The following is a 22,484-nucleotide window of genomic DNA, read 5'->3' as shown; positions in this document are numbered from 1 at the left end:
GTGGTGGCGTCGGCGTTTGTGGGTGTGTTGGGTGTTGATCGGGTGGGGTTGGATGATGATTTCTTCGAGTTGGGTGGTAACTCCCTCATCGCGACTCGGGTTGTCATGCGCATCGCCGAAGAACTCGAGACGGCCGTACCGGTTCGCCTTCTGTTCGAAGCGTCCACCGTCCAGGAACTCGCTGCTCGTCTCGAATCGCACGTCGGTGAAGGAAGCCGCCTTGCGCTGACAGCTCAGGATCGACCGGAAGAGATTCCGCTTTCCCTTGCGCAGCAACGTATGTGGTTCCTCAACCGGTTCGACGGCTCCGCCGGCGCCTACAACATGCCGTTTGCGCTGCGACTGAGCGGCGAACTCGATCTGGGCGCGATGCGTGCGGCCATCGGCGACGTAGTCGGCCGTCACGAAACCCTGCGCACCGTGTATCCGGAAACCGATTCGGGACCGGTCCAGGTCATCGAACCGGTGGGGCATACGCCGGTGGAACTGGACGTCGAAAGCGTCACGGAAGCCGAGATTGTCGGCAAGTTGGTCGAATTGGCGTCGACGAGGTTCGACGTGACGGCCGAGATCCCGCTGCGGATTCGGTTGTTCCAGGTAGCCGAGAACGAGTACGTCCTCGCTGTGGTGGTGCACCACATCGCCGCAGACGGTTCCTCGACCACTCCGTTTGCCCGCGACCTCGTCATGGCCTACGCGGCACGGGCGCAGGGAACGGCGCCGGGTTGGGCTCCGCTGGATGTGCAGTACGCCGATTACAGCTTGTGGCAGCGTGAGGTGCTGGGCAGCGAGGACGACCCGGAATCCGTGTCGTCCGAGCAGATCGCCTACTGGAGTCAGGCTTTGGCCGGGCTGCCGGATCAGCTGGACCTGCCGACCGACCGTCTGCGTCCCGCCGCGCAGTCGTACCGCGGTGGCTACCTTCAGTTCGAGATCGACGCGGCAGTGCATCAGGGCCTGTCGGCGCTGGCCCGTGAGCACGGAACCACCCTGTTCATGGTCACGCATGCTGCGTTTGCGGTCCTGCTGGCGCGCTTGGCCGGCACCGACGATATCGCGGTTGGTACTCCGATTGCTGGCCGCGGCGAGCGTGCGCTCGACGATCTGATCGGCATGTTCGTCAATACCCTGGTATTCCGGACACACGTCGACGGTTCCGACAGTTTCACGGAACTGCTTGCCCGCGTGCGCGAGAACGACCTGCAGGCCTTTGCGCATGCCGACGTTCCGTTCGAGCGACTGGTCGAGGTTCTCAACCCCGCGCGTTCGACTGCTCGTCACCCGCTCTACCAGGTGGGTTTCCTCTTCCAGAACATGGAACAGGCAAGCCTGGAACTGCCTGGCCTCACGGTCAAGGGTCTCGAGATCGACAACGGTGTCGCCCAGTTCGATCTTCAGTTGATCGTCGGTGACAACTACGACGAGCGTGGTGTTGCCTCCGGCATCTCGGCTGTATTCAGCTATGCGCACGATCTTTTCGACGAGTCGACAGTCCAGTCCTTCGCTGATCGGTTCAACACCCTTCTGGCTGCGGTTGTTGCCGATCCGTCGATCGTGGTCGGCGACATCGACGTGCTCGATCCGCGTGAGTCGAATCAAGTTCTGCGGGAATGGAATGCAACGGAGCATGTTGTCGACACCGAGGCGACACTGGTCGATCTGTTCGATCAGCAGGTTGCCGCGCACGGTGATTCCGTCGCGTTGGTCCACGGACTCGAATCGCTGACGTATGCGGAGTTCGACAACAAGGTCAACCGGCTCGCCCGTCACCTGATCGGACTGGGCGTTGGTCCGGAATCGTTGGTCGCGTTGGGAATGCGACGCTCCATCGACCTGGTGATCGGCATGTACGCCGTTGCCAAGGCCGGCGGCGGTTACGTTCCCATCGATCCGGATCATCCGGCTGATCGCACCGGGTACGTCCTCGAGATGGCCGCGCCGGTGTGTGTGCTCAGCACCGAGAACGACGCACCGTCGCTCGCGGGTATCGAGAACGTTCTGGTCATCGACACTCTCGATTTGTCGGGCGTCTCCGGTGCGCCGGTGCGCGGCGACGAGCGGATCGCGCCGCTTCGTTCGGCGAATACCGCGTACGTGATCTTCACATCGGGATCGACCGGTAAGCCGAAGGGTGTGGCACTGTCCCACGCCGCAATCGTCAACCAGCTTCTGTGGAAGCGTGATCAGTACGGTCTCGACCAGACCGACGCAATGTTGCTCAAGACTGCAGCAACCTTCGACCTCTCGGTCTGGGAGTTCTGGTCCGCGTTGACATCCGGCTCACGACTGGTCATCGCCGACCCGGACGGACACAAGGACGCCGAGTACCTGCTGGCGCTCATGGCACAGGAGAAGGTGACGACGCTGCACGCGGTGCCGTCCATGCTCTCGATGCTGACGGCCGCGGCAGACGGCACTCTCCCGCAGTCGCTCGAGCGTGTTCTTGCCATCGGTGAGGCTTTGCCCGCGGCAACGGCGGCAGAGTTCCGCAAGGTGTCCGACGCGGCACTGGTGAATCTGTACGGTCCGACCGAGGCCGCGGTGTCGGTCACCGCGCACGACGTGGACGAGAGCGACACCTCGTCGGTCTCGATCGGTGCCCCGGAATGGAACACGCAGGTCTACGTGCTCGACGAGCGACTGCATCCTGTTCCGGTCGGAGTGACCGGTGAACTGTATCTTGCCGGAACCCAGTTGGCTCGGGGTTATCACGGCCGCGCCGACCTGACGTCGGAACGCTTCGTCGCCAACATCTTCGGAGAACCGGGCACACGTCTGTACCGCACCGGCGACCTTGTCGTCTGGCGCAGTGGCGGTGAACTCGAGTACGTCGATCGTGCCGACTTCCAGGTCAAGATCCGTGGCTACCGCATCGAACTCGGTGAGATCGAAGCTGTCATCAGGGCTGCCGAGTCGGTGGATGCCGCGGTGGTCGTCGCGAAAACCGATCCGCGACTGGGCGATCGGCTTGTCGGCTACCTCGTTCCGCAGGCCGGGGCCACCGTCGACGTCGACAGTGTGAAGGCGGAACTCGTCCGCGAGTTGCCGAGTTACATGGTGCCGTCGGCGTTGATGGTGCTGAGTGAATTGCCGCTCAACATCAACGGCAAGATCGATCGAAAGGCGCTGCCGGAACCCGAATTCGAGGCAACGGAATTCCGCGCCCCGAGCAACCCGGTAGAGGAGATCGTGGCGTCGGTGTTTGCCGAAGTCCTGGGTGTTCCGCGAGTCGGGTTGGACGACGACTTCTTCGATCTCGGTGGAAACTCGCTGATCGCCACACAGGTCGTCGCGCGCTTGGGTCAGGCGCTCGACGCCCAGATTCCGGTGCGGATCATCTTCGAAGCGTCGAGCGTCGGACTGCTGGCGTCGCGGGTGCTCGAACATGCCGGTTCAGGTTCGCGGGCACAGTTGGTGGCGCAGGAACGGCCGTCGCAGATTCCGTTGTCGCTCGCTCAGCAGCGGATGTGGGTTCTCAACCAGATCGACCGCAGGTCTGCCGCGTACAACATCCCGGTCGCGATCCGGATGTCCGGCGATCTCGACGTCGCAGCATTGCAGTCGGCCGTCTCCGACCTTGTTGCTCGACACGAGATCCTGCGGACGTTCTACCCCGATCTCGGGGACGGCCCGACGCAGTCGATTCAGTCGAAGTCGGCAGCCGTTGTCGACATGGCCGTGCTGTACGTCAGTGAGGACACGATTGCGGCTGAGGTCGCGAAGGTGGTCGGTCAGGGCTTCGACGTCACTGTCGGTGTTCCGCTGCGCGTTCGGCTGTTCCAGATCACGCCCACCGAGCACGTTCTGATCGTGGTGGTCCACCACATCAGCGGCGACGCATTCTCGATGGCTCCGATGATCCGGGACACGATGATCGCGTACACGGCGCGCACCGGGGGAGCGGCACCCGAATGGGCTCCGCTCGAAGTTCAGTACGCGGACTACACGTTGTGGCAGCGCGACGTACTGGGTTCCGAGGACGATCCGGACAGTGAGCTGTCGACGCAGCTCGCGTACTGGACGCAGGAACTTGCCGGCGTTCCCGAACTTCTGGAATTGCCGACGGACCGTCCCCGTCCGCCGACACAGTCGATGAAGGGCGCGGACTTCCTGTTCACGCTCGGCGCGGACTCCACGCGTCGAATCGCGGAAATCGCGCGCGAGCAGAACTCAACCGTATTCATGGTCGTTCACGCCGCGTTCTCGGTGCTGCTGTCCAAGCTAAGCGGCTCGAACGACATCGCGATCGGTACCCCGGTGGCGGGCCGCGGCGAGCGAGTCCTGGACGACCTGGTCGGTATGTTCGTCAACACGCTGGTGTTGCGCACGCAGGTGAAGCCGGCAACCACGTTTGTCGATCTACTGCAGCAGGTGAAGGAGAAGGACCTCGCGGCGTTCGGACATGCGGATGTGCCCTTCGAGCGTCTGGTCGAGCAGATCGGGCGTGAGCGCTCACAGGCGTACTCACCGCTGTTCCAGGTGATGCTCACGTTCCAGAACATGGCGCTGGGCACGTTTGCGCTGCCGGGGCTCGAACTGTCGGCGGTCGATGACGGATTCGACTCGGCGATGTTCGACCTGCAGCTCACCGGTATCGAGGAGTTCGACGACAGCGGAGCGTTGTCCGATATCCGGATGCGGTTCACCTACGCAACCGATCTGTACGACGCCGCGACCATGGAACTGTTCGCAGCCAGGTTGCGGGCCGTGGTCGACGCCGTTGCCGCAGATCCGACGGTGGTTCTGCGGACCATCGACATCGTGACGGACTTCGAACGCGCGCTGATCGAGGCAGCCGAGCCGAAGACTGCCGCAGATCTTCCGGACCTCGCAGCAGCGGCCGCCGCAGCAGATCCGACGGCCGTGGCGTTCACACACGGCGACACCGTGGTGACCTTCACACAGTTGGCCGAGAAGTTGGCGCTGATGAGAGCGACGATGGGTGCCGCACTGGGTGCGGATGCCTTGATCTCCGTGTCTCTGACCGGCTTGGTTCCGGGAATTCTCCCGGCGCTCGGCGCCGACGGAATTGTCTCGTTGGTGAGCTCTTTGATTGCAGACGCGCAGGCTACATCGGAAAAGGGTGACCGTATCGACGGGTAATATGCAGTATTTGCCCAGTGGGCGGCATCGGGACGGCACACACTGTGCCTTACCGGTGCCGCCGTGTGTTGTCAGTTCGTGCTGTTGTCGGCTCGTGCGCAGTCAGTTGGAGGAAGCCTAGATGTCCGTCGGAATACCTGGACCACAGTCGCTGACGATCGAGGATCTCCCGAGACTGATCGCAGCGGTTGCCGAGGTGGAACCGGGCCGGCGCGCACTTGCCCACGGCGATACGGACATCAGTTACGAACGTCTCCACAGCGAGCTCACAACTCTCGACGCCGCGATGGGCGGCGCGTTGGGGGCCGACGCGCTCGTCCCCGTTGTCATCTCCACCGTGTTACCTGAGCTGATCGCATCCCAGGACGGCGGACTCGGCGGCGTCGTGGACGCATTGATCGCCGACGCCACATCTGTGGTTGCCGTCGACGAGCCGACCGTTGTCGAGACAACCCTGGTGAGTCTGTTCGACGAGCAGGTGTCACGAAGCCCGGACGCGATTGCACTCCGGTTCGGCGACACGTCGCTGACGTACGCCGAATTCGACGGCCGCGCCAATCAGCTCGCCCGCGAACTGGTCCGACGTGGAGTCGGACCGGACTCCCTGGTCGGTCTCGGTATCCGGCGATCCGTGGAACTGCTGGTGGCGATGTACGCGATCGTGAAAGCGGGCGGCGCGTATGTGCCACTCGATCCCGATCATCCAGCCGAACGCGTGGCCTACGTCCTCGATGTCGCGGCGCCAGTCCTGGTGCTGACGGTGTCCACTGACGAGCTGACCCTTCCGGATGGTGTTTCCGTCCTCGAGATGGACACGACCGACGTGTCGGTGCATTCCGCCGAGCCGCTCGCCGATACCGACCGGCGCTCGCCGCTGCGCGCTGACAACCTCGCGTACGTCATCTTCACCTCCGGCTCCACCGGGCGTCCCAAGGGCGTTGGGGTTGCCCACGGTGCCATCGTCGCCAACCTCGTGTGGCGGCAGGACGAGTACGCCTTCACCGCCGCAGATGTCGTCTTTCAGAAGACGCCCTTCACCTTCGACGTGTCGGTGTGGGAGTTCTTCTGGCCGTTGCAGATCGGCGCGTCGCTTGTCATCGCGGAGCCGGACGGACACCGTGATCCCGCGTACGTCGCCCGCACGATGATCGAGTACGGCGTCACGGTCGTTCACTTCGTGCCGTCGATGCTGGCCGTTTTTGTCGCCGAACCCACGGTTTCCGAGATCAGTACTCTCCGTTACGTTTTTGCGTCCGGTGAAGCACTTCCGGCGCAGACGGCGGCGCGTCTGCGCGACGTCAGTTCGGCTGCGCTGCACAATCTTTACGGTCCGACCGAAGCTGCCGTCGACGTCACCTATTACGCCACCGGCGCCCAGGACGAGGTGTCCGTTCCGATCGGCCGCGCAGTCGCCCGCACCGAACTGCTGGTGCTCGACGACGCCCTGCGGGCGGTTCCTCCCGGAGTGCCCGGTGAGCTGTACCTTGCCGGTGTCCAATTGGCGCGGGGCTACGTCGCCCGTCCCGATCTCTCGGCCGATCGGTTTGTTGCGCATCCGACCGAAGCCGGTGCTCGTATGTACCGCACCGGCGACCTCGTTCGCTGGCGCGGGCTTGGTGCTCAGCGACTCCTCGAGTACATCGGCCGCACCGACTTCCAGGTGAAACTGCGCGGGCTGCGCATCGAACTCGGCGAGATCGAATCCGCCCTCCTCGACAACGCTGCAATCGCGCAGGCGGCTGTTCTCGTCCATTCCGACGCGACTCTTGGTGACAACCTCGTGGCGTACGTGGTTCCCGCACCAGGTGTTGAACGCGACACTGTAGCTTTACTCGACACCGACGCTCTTGCCGATGAATTGGGCGGGCGGCTACCGGACTACATGGTGCCGTCGCTGTTCGTCGAACTCGACGCATTTCCGCTCAACGCCAGCGGCAAGCTGGACCGCAAGGCACTGCCGGCGCCCGAGTTCACAGCGCAGGTTGTCGAATACCGCGCACCGAGTACCCCGGTCGAGAAGACGTTGGTCGCGATCTTTGCCGACTTGCTCGGCCGCGACGATCTCGGCATCGACGACGGATTCTTCGACCTCGGTGGTAACTCGCTCCTCGCAACCCGGGTAGTCGCGCGCGCCAACGCCGAACTCGGCGTGGAACTCGACATGCGAGCTTTCTTCGATGCTCCGACCGTATCCGAATTAGCCTCTCTGGTAGTCGATTCTGCCGGTAGCGGTACCAGGGCGCCGCTGGTTGCTCGAGAGCGGCCCGCGCAGATTTCGCTGTCGCTTGCGCAGCAGCGCATGTGGTTCCTCAACCGGTTCGATTCCGCGTCTGCCGTCGATCACATTCCGGTGGCCCTACGCCTGACCGGTGCCCTCGACGTCGATGCACTAGGCGGTGCGATCACCGATCTGGTCGAGCGCCACGAGAGCCTGCGCACCGTCTACCCCGAAATCGACGGTATCGGATACCAGCAGGTTCTCTCCGCGTCAGACGTTGTGCTGGATGTGACCCCGGTTGTAGTCACGGAATCCGACCTGATCGATCGCATCACTACCGTTGTCGCCGAGGGTTTCGACGTCACGACGCAGGTTCCCTTGCGGGTGCGCCTGTTCCACGTCGCAGCATCGGAGTACGTCCTCGTCTTTGTGGTTCACCACATCAGCGGCGACGGTTTCTCGATGGGGCCGTTGGTCCGCGACGTTGTGAGTGCCTACGCAACTCGATCGCAGGGTTCAGCGCCCGATTTTGCTCCGTTGGGGGTCCAGTACGCGGACTTCACGCTGTGGCAGCGGTCAGTTCTCGGTGACGAGAGCGACCCGGAATCGTTGATTTCGCGGCAGATCGACTACTGGACGCATCAGTTGGCAGGGATGCCGGAACTGCTCGAACTGCCGACAGATCGCCCGCGCCCCGCGGTGGCAACCAACCGTGGTGCATCACACCAGTTCTCGATCGACCAGAACGTGCTTGTCCGGCTCGAATCGCTGGCACAGCAACACAAGGCTTCGGTCTTCATGGTGCTCCACAGTGCCATTGCCGTCCTGCTTTCCCGGTTGTCCGCCACTTCGGATATCGCGATCGGCACGCCGGTCGCAGGTCGTGGCGACCGCGCCCTCGACGACGTGATCGGAATGTTCGTCAACACTCTGGTCCTGCGCACCGAGATCGACTCCGCCAGTTCGTTCGTGGACGTGCTGAAATCAACTCGCGCTACTGATCTTGATGCCTTCGGCCATACGGACGTTCCGTTCGAGCGCCTGGTCGAGGTCCTCGATCCCGCCCGCTCGCAGGCGCACAACCCGCTCTTCCAGGTCATGCTGGCGTTTCAGAACCTCGGCCAGAGTGAACAGGGCGCTGCCGACATCGGCGGGTTGACGGTCACAGGTGTCGAACTCGAATCAGCCGTTGCCAAGTTCGACCTCCAGTTCACCGTCTGGGAAGACCCCGAGCACGGCGGACTGTCGATCATGATCGATTACGCCACAGATCTTTTCGACCCGTCGACCATCGATTCTGTTGCCACGCGATTGGTGGCGCTCCTCGCCGTCGTCGCGGAGGATCCGGCCGTCGTGGTCGGTGATATCGACCTGCTCACCGTCGACGAGCGCGCGTTGGTGATCAGCACCTGGAACGCGACCGGCCATGAGGTGCCGGACAAGACGCTGGTCGACATGTTTGTCGAGCAAGCGAGGCGGACTCCGGACGCCACGGCACTCGTCTACGAGGACGAGCTGCTGACCTATCGTGATTTCTCGGCGCGTGTGCATCGGCTTGCCCGGATGCTGGTGACGATGGGCGTAGGACCTGACACGTTGGTGGGCTTGGCGATCAGGCGGTCCATCGACTTGGTTGTCGCGATGTACGCGGTGATCGAAGCAGGCGCGGCCTATCTGCCGGTCGATCCCGATCAGCCCGCCGATCGTAACGAATACGTTCTGGGGACAGCCCGACCGGTGTGCGTGCTGACCACCGATCGTGATGGTTTCACAGCGAGCACCACGGTTGTCTCGTTGGATTCGCTGGATACTTCCCAGTTCTCGGACACAGCGCTTGTCGATACCGATAGGCTGGCACCGCTGCGGCCGGACAACACGGCGTACGTGATCTTTACTTCCGGTTCGACCGGTAAGCCGAAGGGTGTTGCGGTTTCGCATCGGGCGATCGTGAATCGTCTGGTGTGGATGCAGGCCGAGTACGGGTTGACCGGCGACGACGTGGTGTTGCAGAAGACGCCTTTCACGTTCGACGTGTCGGTGTGGGAGTTCTTCTGGCCGTTGCAGGTTGGTGCTCGGTTGGTCGTTGCTGCCGTCGACGGACACCGCGACCCCGCCTATCTCGCCGCCGCCATTTCCGAGCACGGCGTCACCACCGCGCACTTTGTTCCGTCGATGCTCGACGTGTTTGTCGGCGAACCCTCGGTAGCGGCGTGTACGACGTTGACCCGGGTATTTGCCTCCGGTGAGGCGTTGACACCACAGGTCGCATCGACGCTGCGGACGGTTCTTCCCGCTGCGCGTTTGCACAACCTGTACGGTCCGACCGAGGCTGCGGTTGACGTGACCTACCACGAGGTCACCGAATCCGACGTCGCAAGTGTGCCGATCGGTGCGCCGGTGTGGAACACCCGGGCCCTGGTGCTGGATTCGCGGTTGCACCCGGTGCCGGTCGGAGTTGCAGGGGAGTTGTATCTCGCCGGTGTTCAGCTTGCGCGCGGCTACCTGGCGCGGCCCGATCTGAGCGCCGATCGATTTGTCGCGGATCCATTCTCCGACAACGGTCAGCGGCTTTATCGCACGGGTGATCTGGTGCGGTGGAACAGTTTTGGTGAGATTGACTATATCGGGCGTACGGACTTCCAGGTCAAACTGCGCGGACTGCGCATCGAACTCGGTGAAATCGAATCGGCTCTGCGCGATCACCTCGCGGTGTCCGCGGCAGTAGTGCTTGTTCGCAGCGACCAGCTGGTGGCGTATCTGACGCCGGCAGCGAGCGGCAGCATCGACTGGGACGACATCGCCGCGACGTTGTCACAGCGGTTGCCCGCGTACATGATTCCGGCCAACCATGTGGTGCTCGACAGCTTCCCGCTGGGCTCTTCGGGCAAGCTCGATCGTGCGCAGTTGCCTGATCCGGTGGCCCGCAGTGCCGAGTTCCAGGCGCCGGTCACAAGTGCCGAAATTGCGGTGGCTCAGGTCTTCTCGGACCTTCTGGCAGTCGAGAAGGTGGGATTGGGCGACAATTTCTTTGCCCTCGGGGGTAACTCCCTCATGGCAACTCAGGTTGTTGCGCGGCTGGGACAGAAACTCGACACCACCGTCGGTGTACGGACGCTGTTCGACGCGCCGACCGTCGGGGCGCTTGCTGCCCGTATCGACTCGGGAACCGCCACGGCAGCGCGGCCTCCGCTCACCGCCCAGGTCCGGCCGGAGCGTGTGCCGCTCTCGCTCGCGCAGCAACGCATGTGGTTCCTCAACCGCTTCGAACCGGGATCGAATGTCGACAACATTCCAGCCGCACTGCGATTGACCGGTGAGCTCGATGTCGACGCGCTCCAGGACGCTCTCGACGACCTGGTGCGTCGTCACGAGAGCTTGCGAACCATCTACCCCGAGATTGACGGCGTCGGTTACCAGCAGGTTCTCGAACCCACTCGTCTGATCGATCTCGCGCCGGTCGACGTGGACGCCGATGATGTGGTGGCTCAGGTCGCCGGCGTGGTGGCGCCCGGGTTCGACGTGACCACCGAAGTGCCCATTCGTGTTTCGCTTCTGAGGATCACTGATACCGAGTTCGTTCTCGTATTTGTCGTCCATCACATCAGTGGTGATGGATTCTCGATGCTTCCGTTGGTTCGGGACGTCGTCGCGGCGTATGGTGCGCGATCGGCGGGAGCGGCGCCACAGTGGGAACCACTTCCGGTGCAGTTTGCCGATTTTGCTTTGTGGCAGCGCGAAGTCCTGGGCAGCGAGAGCGATCCGGACTCGGTGATTTCCGGGCAGTTCGACTACTGGCGAACACAATTGGCCGGGGTACCGGATCAACTCGAATTGCCGACGGATCGGCCACGGCCCCGAATTGCATCCAACCAGGGCGCGTACCACGACTTCTCCATTGATGCGGATCTGCGCGAGCGCTTGAATGTGGTCGCGCAGGCATCGAACGCCTCGCTGTTCATGGTTGTGCATTCTGCGCTTGCGCTGCTGCTCGCAAAGCTGTCGAGTTCCACCGACATCGTGATCGGCACTCCGGTTGCCGGACGCGGTGAGCAGGTGCTCGACAACGTCATCGGAATGTTCGTCAACACGTTGGTACTGCGAACCGAGATCGATCCGGCGTCGACGGTCGCCGATCTGATCCACCGCGCCCGTGAAACGGATCTCGGAGCATTCGATCACGCCGACGTCCCGTTCGAGAGCCTTGTCGAGATCATCAACCCCGAACGGTCGCAAGCCCGGAACCCGCTGTTCCAGGTCATGCTGACGATGCAGAATCTCGGTGGCGCAAGTCCGGAGCCGGCAGCGATGAACGGTGTTGTGGTGTCTGCCGTGGACATCGAATCGCCCGTCGCAAAGTTCGATCTCCAGCTGACGGTGAGCGAGGCGCCGCAGGGCGGTCTTCTTGCGCAGTTCAACTATGCAACAGATCTTTTCGACGCGGCAACCGTGGAACTGTTTGCACAACGGTACGTCACGATTCTGCGAGCCCTGGCGGATGATTCGTCTGCTGTCATCGGCGACATCGACGTATCGAGTGCCGACGAGCGTCAGCGAGTGCTCGTCGAATGGAACTCGACCGAGCACCGTGTTCCCGATTCCACCCTGGTAGATCTATTCGACGCCCAGGCGTCGCTGACACCGGATGCGCCGGCAATCACGTTCGACGCTGTGACGTTGACGTACGCGGAATTCGACGCCCGCGTTAATCGACTTGCACGCCATTTGATCTCGATCGGTGTCGGTCCCGATGCCATGGTGGGATTGTCGATGCGACGATCACTCGACTTGCTTGTCGCGATGTACGCGATAGTGAAGGCAGGCGGCGCGTACGTTCCGATCGATCCGGATCAGCCGACCGAACGCAATGAGTACGTTCTTTCGACCGCGGCCCCGATCTGTGTCCTCACCACCTCGCTGGATCGATTCGAGACAGCATCCTGCCCGGTTGTTCACGTGGACACGATCGAGGTGTCCGCTCACTCGGATGCTGCGATCGCCGACGCAGATCGCCTTGCCCCGCTGCGGCCGGACAACACGGCGTACGTGATCTTTACTTCCGGTTCGACCGGAAAGCCGAAGGGTGTTGCGGTTTCGCATCGGGCGATCGTGAATCGTCTGGTGTGGATGCAGGCCGAGTACGGGTTGACCGGCGACGACGTGGTGTTGCAGAAGACACCTTTCACGTTCGACGTGTCGGTGTGGGAGTTCTTCTGGCCGTTGCAGGTTGGTGCGCGTTTGGTCGTTGCTGCAGTGGACGGACACCGGGAACCGGCATACCTCGCAGCTGCCATCGCGGAACACGGCGTCACCACTGTGCACTTCGTGCCCTCGATGCTCGAATTGTTTGTCGCAGAACCCGCCGTTCGCGGAGCGGACGCTCTGCGTCGGGTATTCGCTTCGGGTGAAGCGCTGCCACCGCAGGTTGCTCAGGAACTGTGCACCCTCCTTCCGCAGGCTCGCCTACACAATCTGTACGGGCCCACCGAAGCGGCAGTCGACGTCACGTTCCACGAGGTCACGCCATCGGATTCCGAGATCGTCCCGATCGGATCGCCGGTCTGGAATACCCGCGTCCTGGTGCTGGATTCGCGTCTGCGCCCGGTGCCGGTGGGTGTCTCGGGTGAGCTGTACCTGGCGGGAATCCAGTTGGCGCGCGGCTACGTCGGTCGCCCGGACCTCACCGCAGATCGTTTTGTGGCTGATCCGTACGGGACCTCCGGCAGTCGCCTGTATCGGACTGGTGACTTGGTGCGGTGGAAACGGTCGAGCGGAGCGAGGGGGGATGTTTCCAGCATTGGTGAGATCGAATATATCGGGCGGACTGACTTCCAGGTCAAACTGCGCGGATTGCGGATCGAACTGGGCGAGATCGAGGCAGCACTGCGCGACCAGTCGTCCGTTGCGTCGGCCGCGGTGTTAGTGCGCAACGAACAGTTGGTTGCCTACGTTGTGGGACATGCAGGCGCGGTGGTGGACTGGGCATCGGTCGAGGCGGCACTGGCCGCACGACTGCCCGGCTACATGGTCCCGACGGCGCACGTCGTGCTCGAGGCATTCCCGCTGGGCACGTCCGGCAAGCTGGATCGGAAGCAGTTGCCCGATCCTGTTGCCCAGATCGCTGCCTTCCGTGAGCCACGGAGCGCGGCGGAGCACGCGGTCGCGCGGATTTTCTCCGACCTGCTCGGTATCGAGCAAGTTGGCCTCGACGACGATTTCTTCTCGCTCGGCGGCAACTCGCTCATCGCGACTCAGGTCGTTGCCCGACTCGGCGAGGCGCTCGACACAACGGTTCCCGTTCGCCTGCTGTTCGACGCATCGACGGTGGAATCCTTTGCCTCGCTTATCGACTCGCTATCCGGTAAGGGTGCCCGCCCGCCGCTGGTGGCGCAGGAACGGCCGGATCGTGTTCCGTTGTCGATTGCGCAGCAACGCATGTGGTTCCTCAACAGGTTCGATGCATCTTCGGGTGTTGACAACATCCCGGTAGCCATCAGGCTGACCGGAGAGTTGGACATCGCGGCGATGCAGGCTGCGCTGGTGGACGTGTTCGAACGTCATGAGATTTTGCGAACGGTGTATCCCGAGATCGACGGCGTCGGCTATCAGCAGTTGGTGGATGTGGACCGGATGGTTCCGGATCTGACGCCGGTTCGTATTCACGAATCCGTTGTCATCGATCGGGTTGCAGGCGTGATCCTTCCCGGATTCGACGTCACCCACGAAGCGTCGGTTCGAGCGCAATTGTTCGATTTGAGCCAGTCCGAGTACGTCCTCGTTTTTGTGATCCATCACATCAGCGGTGACGGCTTCTCGATGGGCCCGCTGATCCGCGACTTCGTCTCCGCGTATGTTGCACGGTCGCAAGGGCAGTCGCCGCAGTGGGAACCATTGCCGGTGCAGTACGCCGACTTTGCGTTGTGGCAGCGTCAGATCCTCGGCAGCGAAGACGACCCTGAATCGGTTATTTCCGAACAGGTCACGTACTGGCAAGAGCGGTTGGCCGGCATTCCGGACCAGCTGGATCTGCCGACGGACCGTCCTCGTCCGCGCATCGAATCGCACAGCGGTGCGGGATACAACTTTTCGATCGATGCCGAGCTCCGGGTGGGCCTCGATCGAATTGCCCGAGAGGTCAACGCGTCGCTCTTCATGGTGATGCACAGCGCCTTGGCGGTTGTACTCGCGAGGTTGTCCGGGACATCGGACATCGTGATCGGTACCCCGGCGGCCGGTCGTGGTGAACGTGCCCTCGACGATCTGATCGGTATGTTCGTCAACACCCTGGTGCTTCGCGCCGAGGTCGACGCCGAATCGTCGTTCGCGGACTTGGTCAAGCATGTCCGAGAAGCGGATCTCGGCGCGTTCTCGCACGCGGACGTCCCCTTCGAACGGCTCGTCGAGATTCTCAACCCGGAGCGATCTCAGGCCAGGCATGCGTTGTTCCAGGTCGGTCTCGCATTCCAGAACTTGCAGCGATCGGTTCTGCAGCTGCAGGATCTGGACGTTGCCGACTTCGCGTTGCCGGACCTCCTGGCAAAGGTCGATCTGCAACTGACCTTGATCGAGTCCGAGTCGGCAGGCAACGGAGGACTGACCGCACAGTTCACGTACGCGACCGACCTGTTCGACGAGTCGACAATTGCATCCCTCGCGAACCGATTCCTCCGTGTCCTGCATGCTGCAGTTGCCGACTCGGCGCAGGTCGTCGGCGATATCGATATCATCGAAACATCCGAGCAGACAAAGATTCTCGAGTGGTCACGGGGCAGTGACGAAGACCGGCTCGACGCGTCACCGATGACGTTGTTCGCGCAGTACGTCGACACCGATCCGTCGGCGTGTGCAGTGGTGGCCGGTGACGTCGAATTGTCCTACGAGGACCTCGATGCACTGTCCTCTGTCGTGGCGGCGCAACTCGTCGACGCCGGCGTCCGTCCGGACGACGTTGTCGGTTTGATCCTGCCGAGGTCCTGGCAGTGGGTTGTGGCGATGGTGGCCGTGTGGAAAGCCGGTGCCGGTTATCTTCCGATCGACCCGGCTCTTCCGGGAGAACGGGTGAGCGATCTGCTCGCCGACACCGCGGCACGGTGTGTGGTGGCCATCGAGACGCCCGACCTCGATCTCCCGGTGGTGCTGATCGGCAACGAGCCCGTTGTCGCTGCCGACGCGCCGTCGTGGGTTGATCGTTGGCGTGAAGACGGCGCGGATGCCCGAGTCGGCTACGTCATTTCGACATCCGGTTCGACCGGGCGACCGAAGCCGACCGTCGTTCCGATGGCCGGCATAGCGAATACTGTTGCGTGGTATCGCTCTTCGCTTCCGGCACGCGCCGGGGTGGCAGTGGCGTCGTCACCGAGTTTCGACCTCACGCAGAAGAACGTGTGGGGACCACTGACGAGTGGTGGAAGTGTGCACCTCGCACCCGCCGGCTTCGACCCGAGTGAGATCCTCCGTGTCATCGCAGACACGCGAGTCACGACGGCAAACATGTCACCGAGTGCGTTCGACGCTCTGATCGATACCGACGCTGACGACGTGCTGGCAAGTCTCGAGGTGGTGTTCCTCGGCGGAGAGCCGATACAGATCAGCCGCCTTGGGCGCTTGCTCTCGCGTGGAGTTCGAATCGTGAACAGCTACGGTCCGACCGAAGCGTCGGATGTGGTGTCGTTCCAGCAGGCGACGGCAGCGGACACGCTTGGTGTTCCGATCGGCTCACCGGTACCGAACATCGATCTCTACGTGCTGGATTCACGTTTGGGTCTTGTTCCCTCCGGAGTGGTCGGCGAGCTGTACGTCGGTGGTGTCGGCGTCGGCCGTGGTTACGGCAACCGGTACGACCTGACGGCAGAACGGTTTGTGGCCAATCCCTTCGGCGCGGCCGGCGAGCGCATGTATCGAACCGGCGACCTCGTTCGTCGCAATACCGCCGGTGAACTCGAGTACATCGGGCGCACGGACTTCCAGGTCAAGATCCGCGGTCTGCGCATCGAGCTCGGTGAGATCGAATCTGCATTGAACGCCGTGGAATCCGTCGGGACGGCTGTGGTGAGCGTCCACTCCGATGCGACTGTGGGGGATCGTTTGGTCGCCTACGTCGTAGGCGTCCCGGGCGCTGTGATCGTTCCGGAAATCCTGCGGGACGCTGTAGCGCAGCGCCTGCCGGAGTACATGGTTCCGTCGGCGTTCATCGTCCTGGACTCGTTGCCGCTCAACGCGAACGGAAAGATCGACCGTAAGCGCCTGCCCGACCCGGTGTTCGACACGGCGCAGTACCGCGAACCGCTCACCGTTGCAGAGAAGGCAGTTGCAGTTGTTTTTGCCGATCTTCTCGGCGTCGACCGAGTCGGACTCGACGACGATTTCTTTGCGCTCGGCGGAAACTCACTTATCGCAACGCGACTCGCGGCCCGGCTCGGCTCGGCGCTCGATACCACCGTTCCGGTTCGGATGTTGTTCGACGCCACGACAGTCGAGGCATTGGCCCTGGCACTGGCGGCATCGGTCGGTTCGGGTCGCCGAAAGTCGCTCGAAGCCGCCGAACGCCCGGACCGGTTGCCGTTGTCACTGGCGCAGCAGCGAATGTGGCTCGTCAACCAGATGGACACGGCCGCAGGGACGTACAACATTCCGATGGCGTTGCGGTTGACCGGCGACCTCGACGTCGATGCCTTGCTGGCTGCGCTGCGCGATGTCACCGATCGCCACGAGTCGCTCCGCACGTTCTATCCGGCCGACGACAACGGACCCACACAACGGATTCTCGACGTCGACGAGGCGCCGCACTGCGCCGTTGTTGCCGTTGCCGACGCATCCGAGTTGTACACACGCGTCGCCGCTGTGATGTCGACGGGCTTCGACGTCTCCACAGAAGTACCTGTGCGGATGGAACTTCTGCACTGCGGGACGGGCGAGTACGTCTTTGCGCTCGTTGCACACCACATTGCCGCCGACGGTGAGTCGATGGCGCCGTTGGCGCGCGACATGATGATCGCGTACGAAGCCCGGACCAGAGGCAGCATTCCCGGGTGGAGTCCGTTGACCGTGCAGTACGCGGACTTCGCGCTGTGGCAGCGTGACGTCGTGGGTACGGCCGACGAGGCCGGCAGTGTCGCTGCTGCTCAACTCGAATACTGGCGGGGCAAGCTTGCTGCCCTTCCTTCGATGGCCGGGCTTCCGACGGATCGCCCACGCCCGAGTGCCGTGTCGCCGGCAGCGGGTGCCGTCGAGTTCACCGTCAGTGAGCAGATCCACGCCCGGTTGGTAGAGATCGCCCGCGAACGGAATGCGACTGCCTTCATGGCAGTGCACGCCGCACTAGCCGTATTGGTCGCCCGCGTCGGGGCAACCAACGACTTTGCGATCGGTACCGCCGTGGGTGGGCGAGGGGAGCGTGCTCTCGACGATCTGGTCGGAATGTTCGTGAACACGCTTGCCTTGCGGACTCAGGTAGATACGGCTGCAAGTTTCGACGATCTGGTTGTTGCCGTGCGCGACGTGGATCTGGAAGCCTTCGGGAAGGCCGACCTTCCGTTCGAAGAAGTGTCCGAAGCGTTGGGTGCATCGGCCGACGGACTCTTCCAGATCATCTTGTCGCTGGAACCCGCTGGCGGAGCCGAGTTCTCGTTGCCAGGCTTGACGATCAGCGGCGTCGATTCACCAGTGGCGTCCACCAAGTTCGACTTGCAACTGACACTCAGTAGCGCCGCGGACGGATACGGACTCTCCGGCGTCTGGATCTACTCCACTGATCTGTTCGACCAGGGCACCGTCGAATCGTTCGTGGAGCGGTTTGTTCGTGTACTCGAACAGGTCACCGACAACCCGTCGATTCCGGTCGGCGACATCGAATTGCTCACCGCAGCAGAAAAAGAGGAGGCTATCGGCGCAGCAGTTCAACCCAGCGCTCCGAGCGGATCAAGCGCGGCGCTATTGCCGCAACTGCTGGCGTCGACAGTCGAGGCCGACCCCGAAGCTCCCGCCCTTGTGGTTGGCGACGAGGAGATCGACTATGCCGCAGTCGATTCACGCTCCTCGCAGCTTGCGCGTCTGCTCATCGACGGCGGCGTCGGTCCAGGAGACGTCGTGAGCCTCGCCGGCGTATCGGGAGCAGACGAAGTGGCGGCGTGCTGGGCAATTGTCAAGACCGGGGCAGCTATTGCAGTCGGGCAGGCCGGCGAGATTCGGGATTCTGTCGTGACGATCACGCCGGAAACGCTCGACGCCGCGGCCTCGCAACCCACGCGTGCGATCAGTTACGCCGATCGTATTCGCCCGCTCACCGCGGACGACGCTGCAATCCGCGTGTTCGGAGACGGAGCCTGGGAGCAGACGTACGGGGAACTCACCGCAACGCTGTCGAGTTGGTGCGAGAAGTACGCGGTTGATGTCGAGTCGCGAGTGCTGCACGCCGGCTCGATCGACGCGAGCGGACGGGTCCCCGCAATGTTGCTTGCCGCATCGGCAGGTGCCGCGTGGGTGGTGGCCGCCGGCGATGTCGAATCGCTCGACGACCTGCTGGCAGACGAATGGGTGACACACGCGGTCCTGTCTGTGGATGACGCTGCAAGCATCGATCGCAGCGAACTGCCGGATCTCGAACACGTCCTCGAGGAGCACAGCCCGCAGGCCTGGTGACCTCACGTACCGCGAGTGGTGGAACTCATATCCACTCGCGGTACGCGGCGCTCGGCAACTCCGCGGCTGTAACAATGGCACTCGGCTGCCGATGCATTGTGGGGAGCCGGAACGGGCAGGATGACCGTGAAAACAAGTATGACGCGAAGGTGAGTTGTCTGATGGCGCAAGGGGCCGACGTACACGCAGATCGATCACCGGACGTGATCGCATGAGCGCAGACGATCTGGCCCCCGCAAAGACACGCGGTAGCCGTAAACCCCGTCCCACCCGTACTCGCCGCGTTCGAGTGCCCTTGCTGCCGCAGCTACTGGCCGCTGCCGTCGATATCGACCCAAGTGCCGTCGCCATCCGCTTCGACGGTCATTCCGTCACCTATGCCGAGCTGGATGCCGCGTCGTCGCAGCTGGCGCGTCTCCTCATTGCTCACGGGGTGGGACCGGAGGATCGGGTAGCGATCTCCATCCCACGCTCCGTCGAGTCGGTGTGCGCGCTGTGGGCCGTCGCGAAGACGGGCGCCGCATTTGTACCGGTGGACCCCAACTACCCGGCCGATCGCACCGTGCACATGCTCGCCGATTCCGGCGCCTCGATCGGCTTGACGGTAACCGGAGCCTCCGGCGGGTTGCCCACGAACGTCACATGGTGGGAACTCGACGGCGCCGAGTACCTGGCTCTCGCATCTGGTGTTCCGACAGAACCCGTCTCGTACACCGAAAGAGTCCGCACGCTGCGCGCGGAGCATGCTGCCTACGTGATTTACACCTCAGGGTCGACCGGTCGACCCAAGGGCGTTGTCGTCACGCATGGAGGCCTTGCGAACCTGTGCGCCGAGCAGGTCGAACGCTACGGTCTCACTGCCGCATCCCGAACCTTGCACTTTGCATCGCCCAGCTTCGACGCCTCCGTTCTGGAATTGCTCCTCGCATTCGGCATCGGTTCCACGATGGTGATCGCACGCTCCGATGTGTACGGCGGCGATGAGCTCGCCGAATTGCTCACCGAAGAAAAGATCACCCACGCGTTCATGACTCCTGCTGCACTGGGATCGCTCTCTGCCGAGGGTGGTTTCGACACGCTCGACGTTGTCGTCGTGGGCGGCGAAGCATGTTCGCCCGCACTGGTGACTCAGTGGGCGCCCGGACGGAGATTCTTCAATGCGTACGGCCCCACCGAAACTACCGTCGTCGCGTCGATTGCCGAACTGACGGCGGAGAGTCCGGTCACGATCGGCGGCCCGGTGCGCGGCGTCGGACTTTACGTTCTCGACTCCCGGCTGCAGCCGGTGGCGACCGGCACTGCTGGTGAATTGTATGTTTCCGGAACACATCTCGCCCGTGGGTACAACCAGCTTCCCGCGACAACCGCAGCAAGGTTTGTCGCAAACCCGTTCGCGGACACAGGCGAACGTCTGTACCGCACCGGCGACATCGTTCGCTGGATCAAGGCAGGCGACGACCAACGCAGCCTCGAATACCTCGGGCGCGGTGATTCGCAGGTCAAGATTCGTGGATTCCGGATCGAACTCGGGGAAATCGACGCAGTTCTCGCCTCGGTGCCCGGTGTCGAATTTGTGGCGACACTTCCTCGGAGTGGACCGACGGGTGAACCAACTTTGGTGTCGTATGTAAAGACCGGGAACACGCTCGACGCTGATGCGTTGTCAGTCCACGCGCGCGGCGCCCTGCCTCGACACATGGTCCCGGCAGCAATGGTGATGATCGAAGATATTCCGCTGACGCCGGTCGGCAAGCTCGACGTCGACGCATTGCCTGAGCCGACATTTCAATCACACCTGTACGAAGCGCCGTCCACGCCTGCCCAGAAGCTTGTGGCCGACGCGATTGCCGATCTCCTCGGCCTCGAACAGGTCGGCGCTACGGATGACTTCTTCGAATTGGGTGGTAACTCCCTGATCGCGGCCAAGCTGGCCGGTCGTCTGGGCGCAGCGTTCGATACCCGTGTTCAGGTGAAGACTCTGTTCGAAGCGTCCACGGTCGAAGCGCTCGCCGCTCGCATCGAAGCCGAGACGGAATCGATCGGGCATGTGGCGCTCGGGCCGATGACACGGCCTGATCGTGTGCCGTTGTCGCTGGCGCAGCAACGTATGTGGTTCCTGAGTCGGTTCGACGCGGATTCCGCTGTGAACAATATTCCGATTGTTCTGTGGTTGTCCGGTGAACTTGACGCGAGTGCGCTTGCACGCGCTGTTGACGATGTTGTCGCTCGGCATGAGGTGCTGCGGACTGTGTATCCGGAGTTCGGCGGTATGGGCTATCAGGACGTTCTCGAGGTGTCGACGGCCGATATCGATTTGGATCCTCGGGATCTCGACGAGTCGGAGTTGCTTGCCGCTTTGGCGCCGCTGGTGACTGCTGGGTTCGACGTTTCGGTTGCTGTACCACTTCGGGTTCGCCTGTTCCGTACGAGCCCAAGTGAATTCGTTCTCGCGATGGTGGTTCACCATATCTCCGCCGATGGTGTTTCGGTGGGTCCCCTGGTGCGTGATGTTGCGTTGGCTTACCTTGCCCGGGCGCAGGGCGTCGCCCCGGCCTGGTCGCCGCTTGCGGTGCAGTACGCGGATTTCGCGTTGTGGCAGCATGAGGTTTTGGGGGTCGATTCTGATCCGGCGTCGCTGATGTCGGAGCAGTTGCGTTATTGGAGTGAGAATCTCGCGGCGTTGCCGGAGAAGATCGATTTGCCGTTCGATCGGAAGCGCCCGGCGGTTGCGTCGACGCGTGGCGCGGTGCATCGTTTCGATGTCGACGGTGAGTTGCACAGGGCGCTGGAGCAATTGGCGTTGGATCGTGGTGTTTCGCTGTTCATGGTTGTGCATGCGGCGCTTGCGGTGCTGCTTGCGCGGATGGCGTCGACTGACGACGTGGTTATCGGTTCGCCGATTTCCGGGCGTGGGGAACCTGCGCTCGACGATGTGATCGGGATGTTTGTCAACACTTTGGTGTTGCGCACGACTGTGGCGCCGAATGTTTCGTTTGCCGATCTTCTCGATCAGGTTCGGGAAACCGATCTGGGTGCATTTGCCAACGCGGACTTGCCGTTCGAGCGTTTGGTGGAAGTTCTCGATCCGGCCCGTTCGCAGGCGCATCATCCGCTGTTCCAGGTTGCGCTGTTCTTCCAGAACATGGCGGGCGACGCTCTGGAGTTGCCTGGTCTGCGAGTCTCGGAGTTCGATGCGGGAATTGATATCGCCAAATTCGACCTTCAATTGACGGCAGCGCCAGTCGAAGACGAGGCCGGCGCTGGTACCGGCATGGTGATGTCGTGGCTATACGCCACAGATCTTTTCGACGCCGCTACTGTTGTCGGACTGGCCGAGCGCCTGACCACCGTTCTCCGTGCGATGGTCGCGAATCCGGGAACCGCTGTGGGTGACGTGGAACTGTTGTCCACCAGGGAAATACAGCACATCGTCGAAGATTTCAACGACACGTCTCACGAGACTGTGGGTGGGTTGTTGTTGGATGGTTTTGATTCTGTGGTGGCGGTTTCTTCGGGTTCGCGGGCGGTG

At 62.7% G+C, this 22,484-nt stretch carries 3 protein-coding genes; all 3 read left to right on the top strand.

Going from position 1 to position 22,484, the window contains the following annotated elements; all coding sequences use genetic code 11:
- Positions 1–5,103 (top strand): amino acid adenylation domain-containing protein (locus V2B23_RS29130; RefSeq protein WP_430953435.1); only part of this gene is annotated, 5,103 nt, incomplete at its 5' end.
- A gap of 121 nt (positions 5,104–5,224) precedes the next feature.
- On the top strand, positions 5,225–18,955 hold the full coding sequence (locus V2B23_RS29125) for an amino acid adenylation domain-containing protein (RefSeq protein ID WP_430953434.1): 13,731 nt from the start codon (positions 5,225–5,227) through the stop codon (positions 18,953–18,955).
- 211 nt (positions 18,956–19,166) lie between these two features.
- Positions 19,167–22,484: amino acid adenylation domain-containing protein (locus V2B23_RS29120; RefSeq protein ID WP_430953433.1), on the top strand; the 3,318-nt coding region annotated here is incomplete at its 3' end.

It is taken from the genome of Rhodococcus sp. 24CO, from assembly GCF_050586165.1.
Taxonomy (GTDB): Bacteria; Actinomycetota; Actinomycetes; order Mycobacteriales; family Mycobacteriaceae; genus Rhodococcus_F.
The sequence above is the reverse complement of the archived record's forward strand: the minus strand, read 5'-3'. Positions and strand labels throughout refer to the sequence as shown.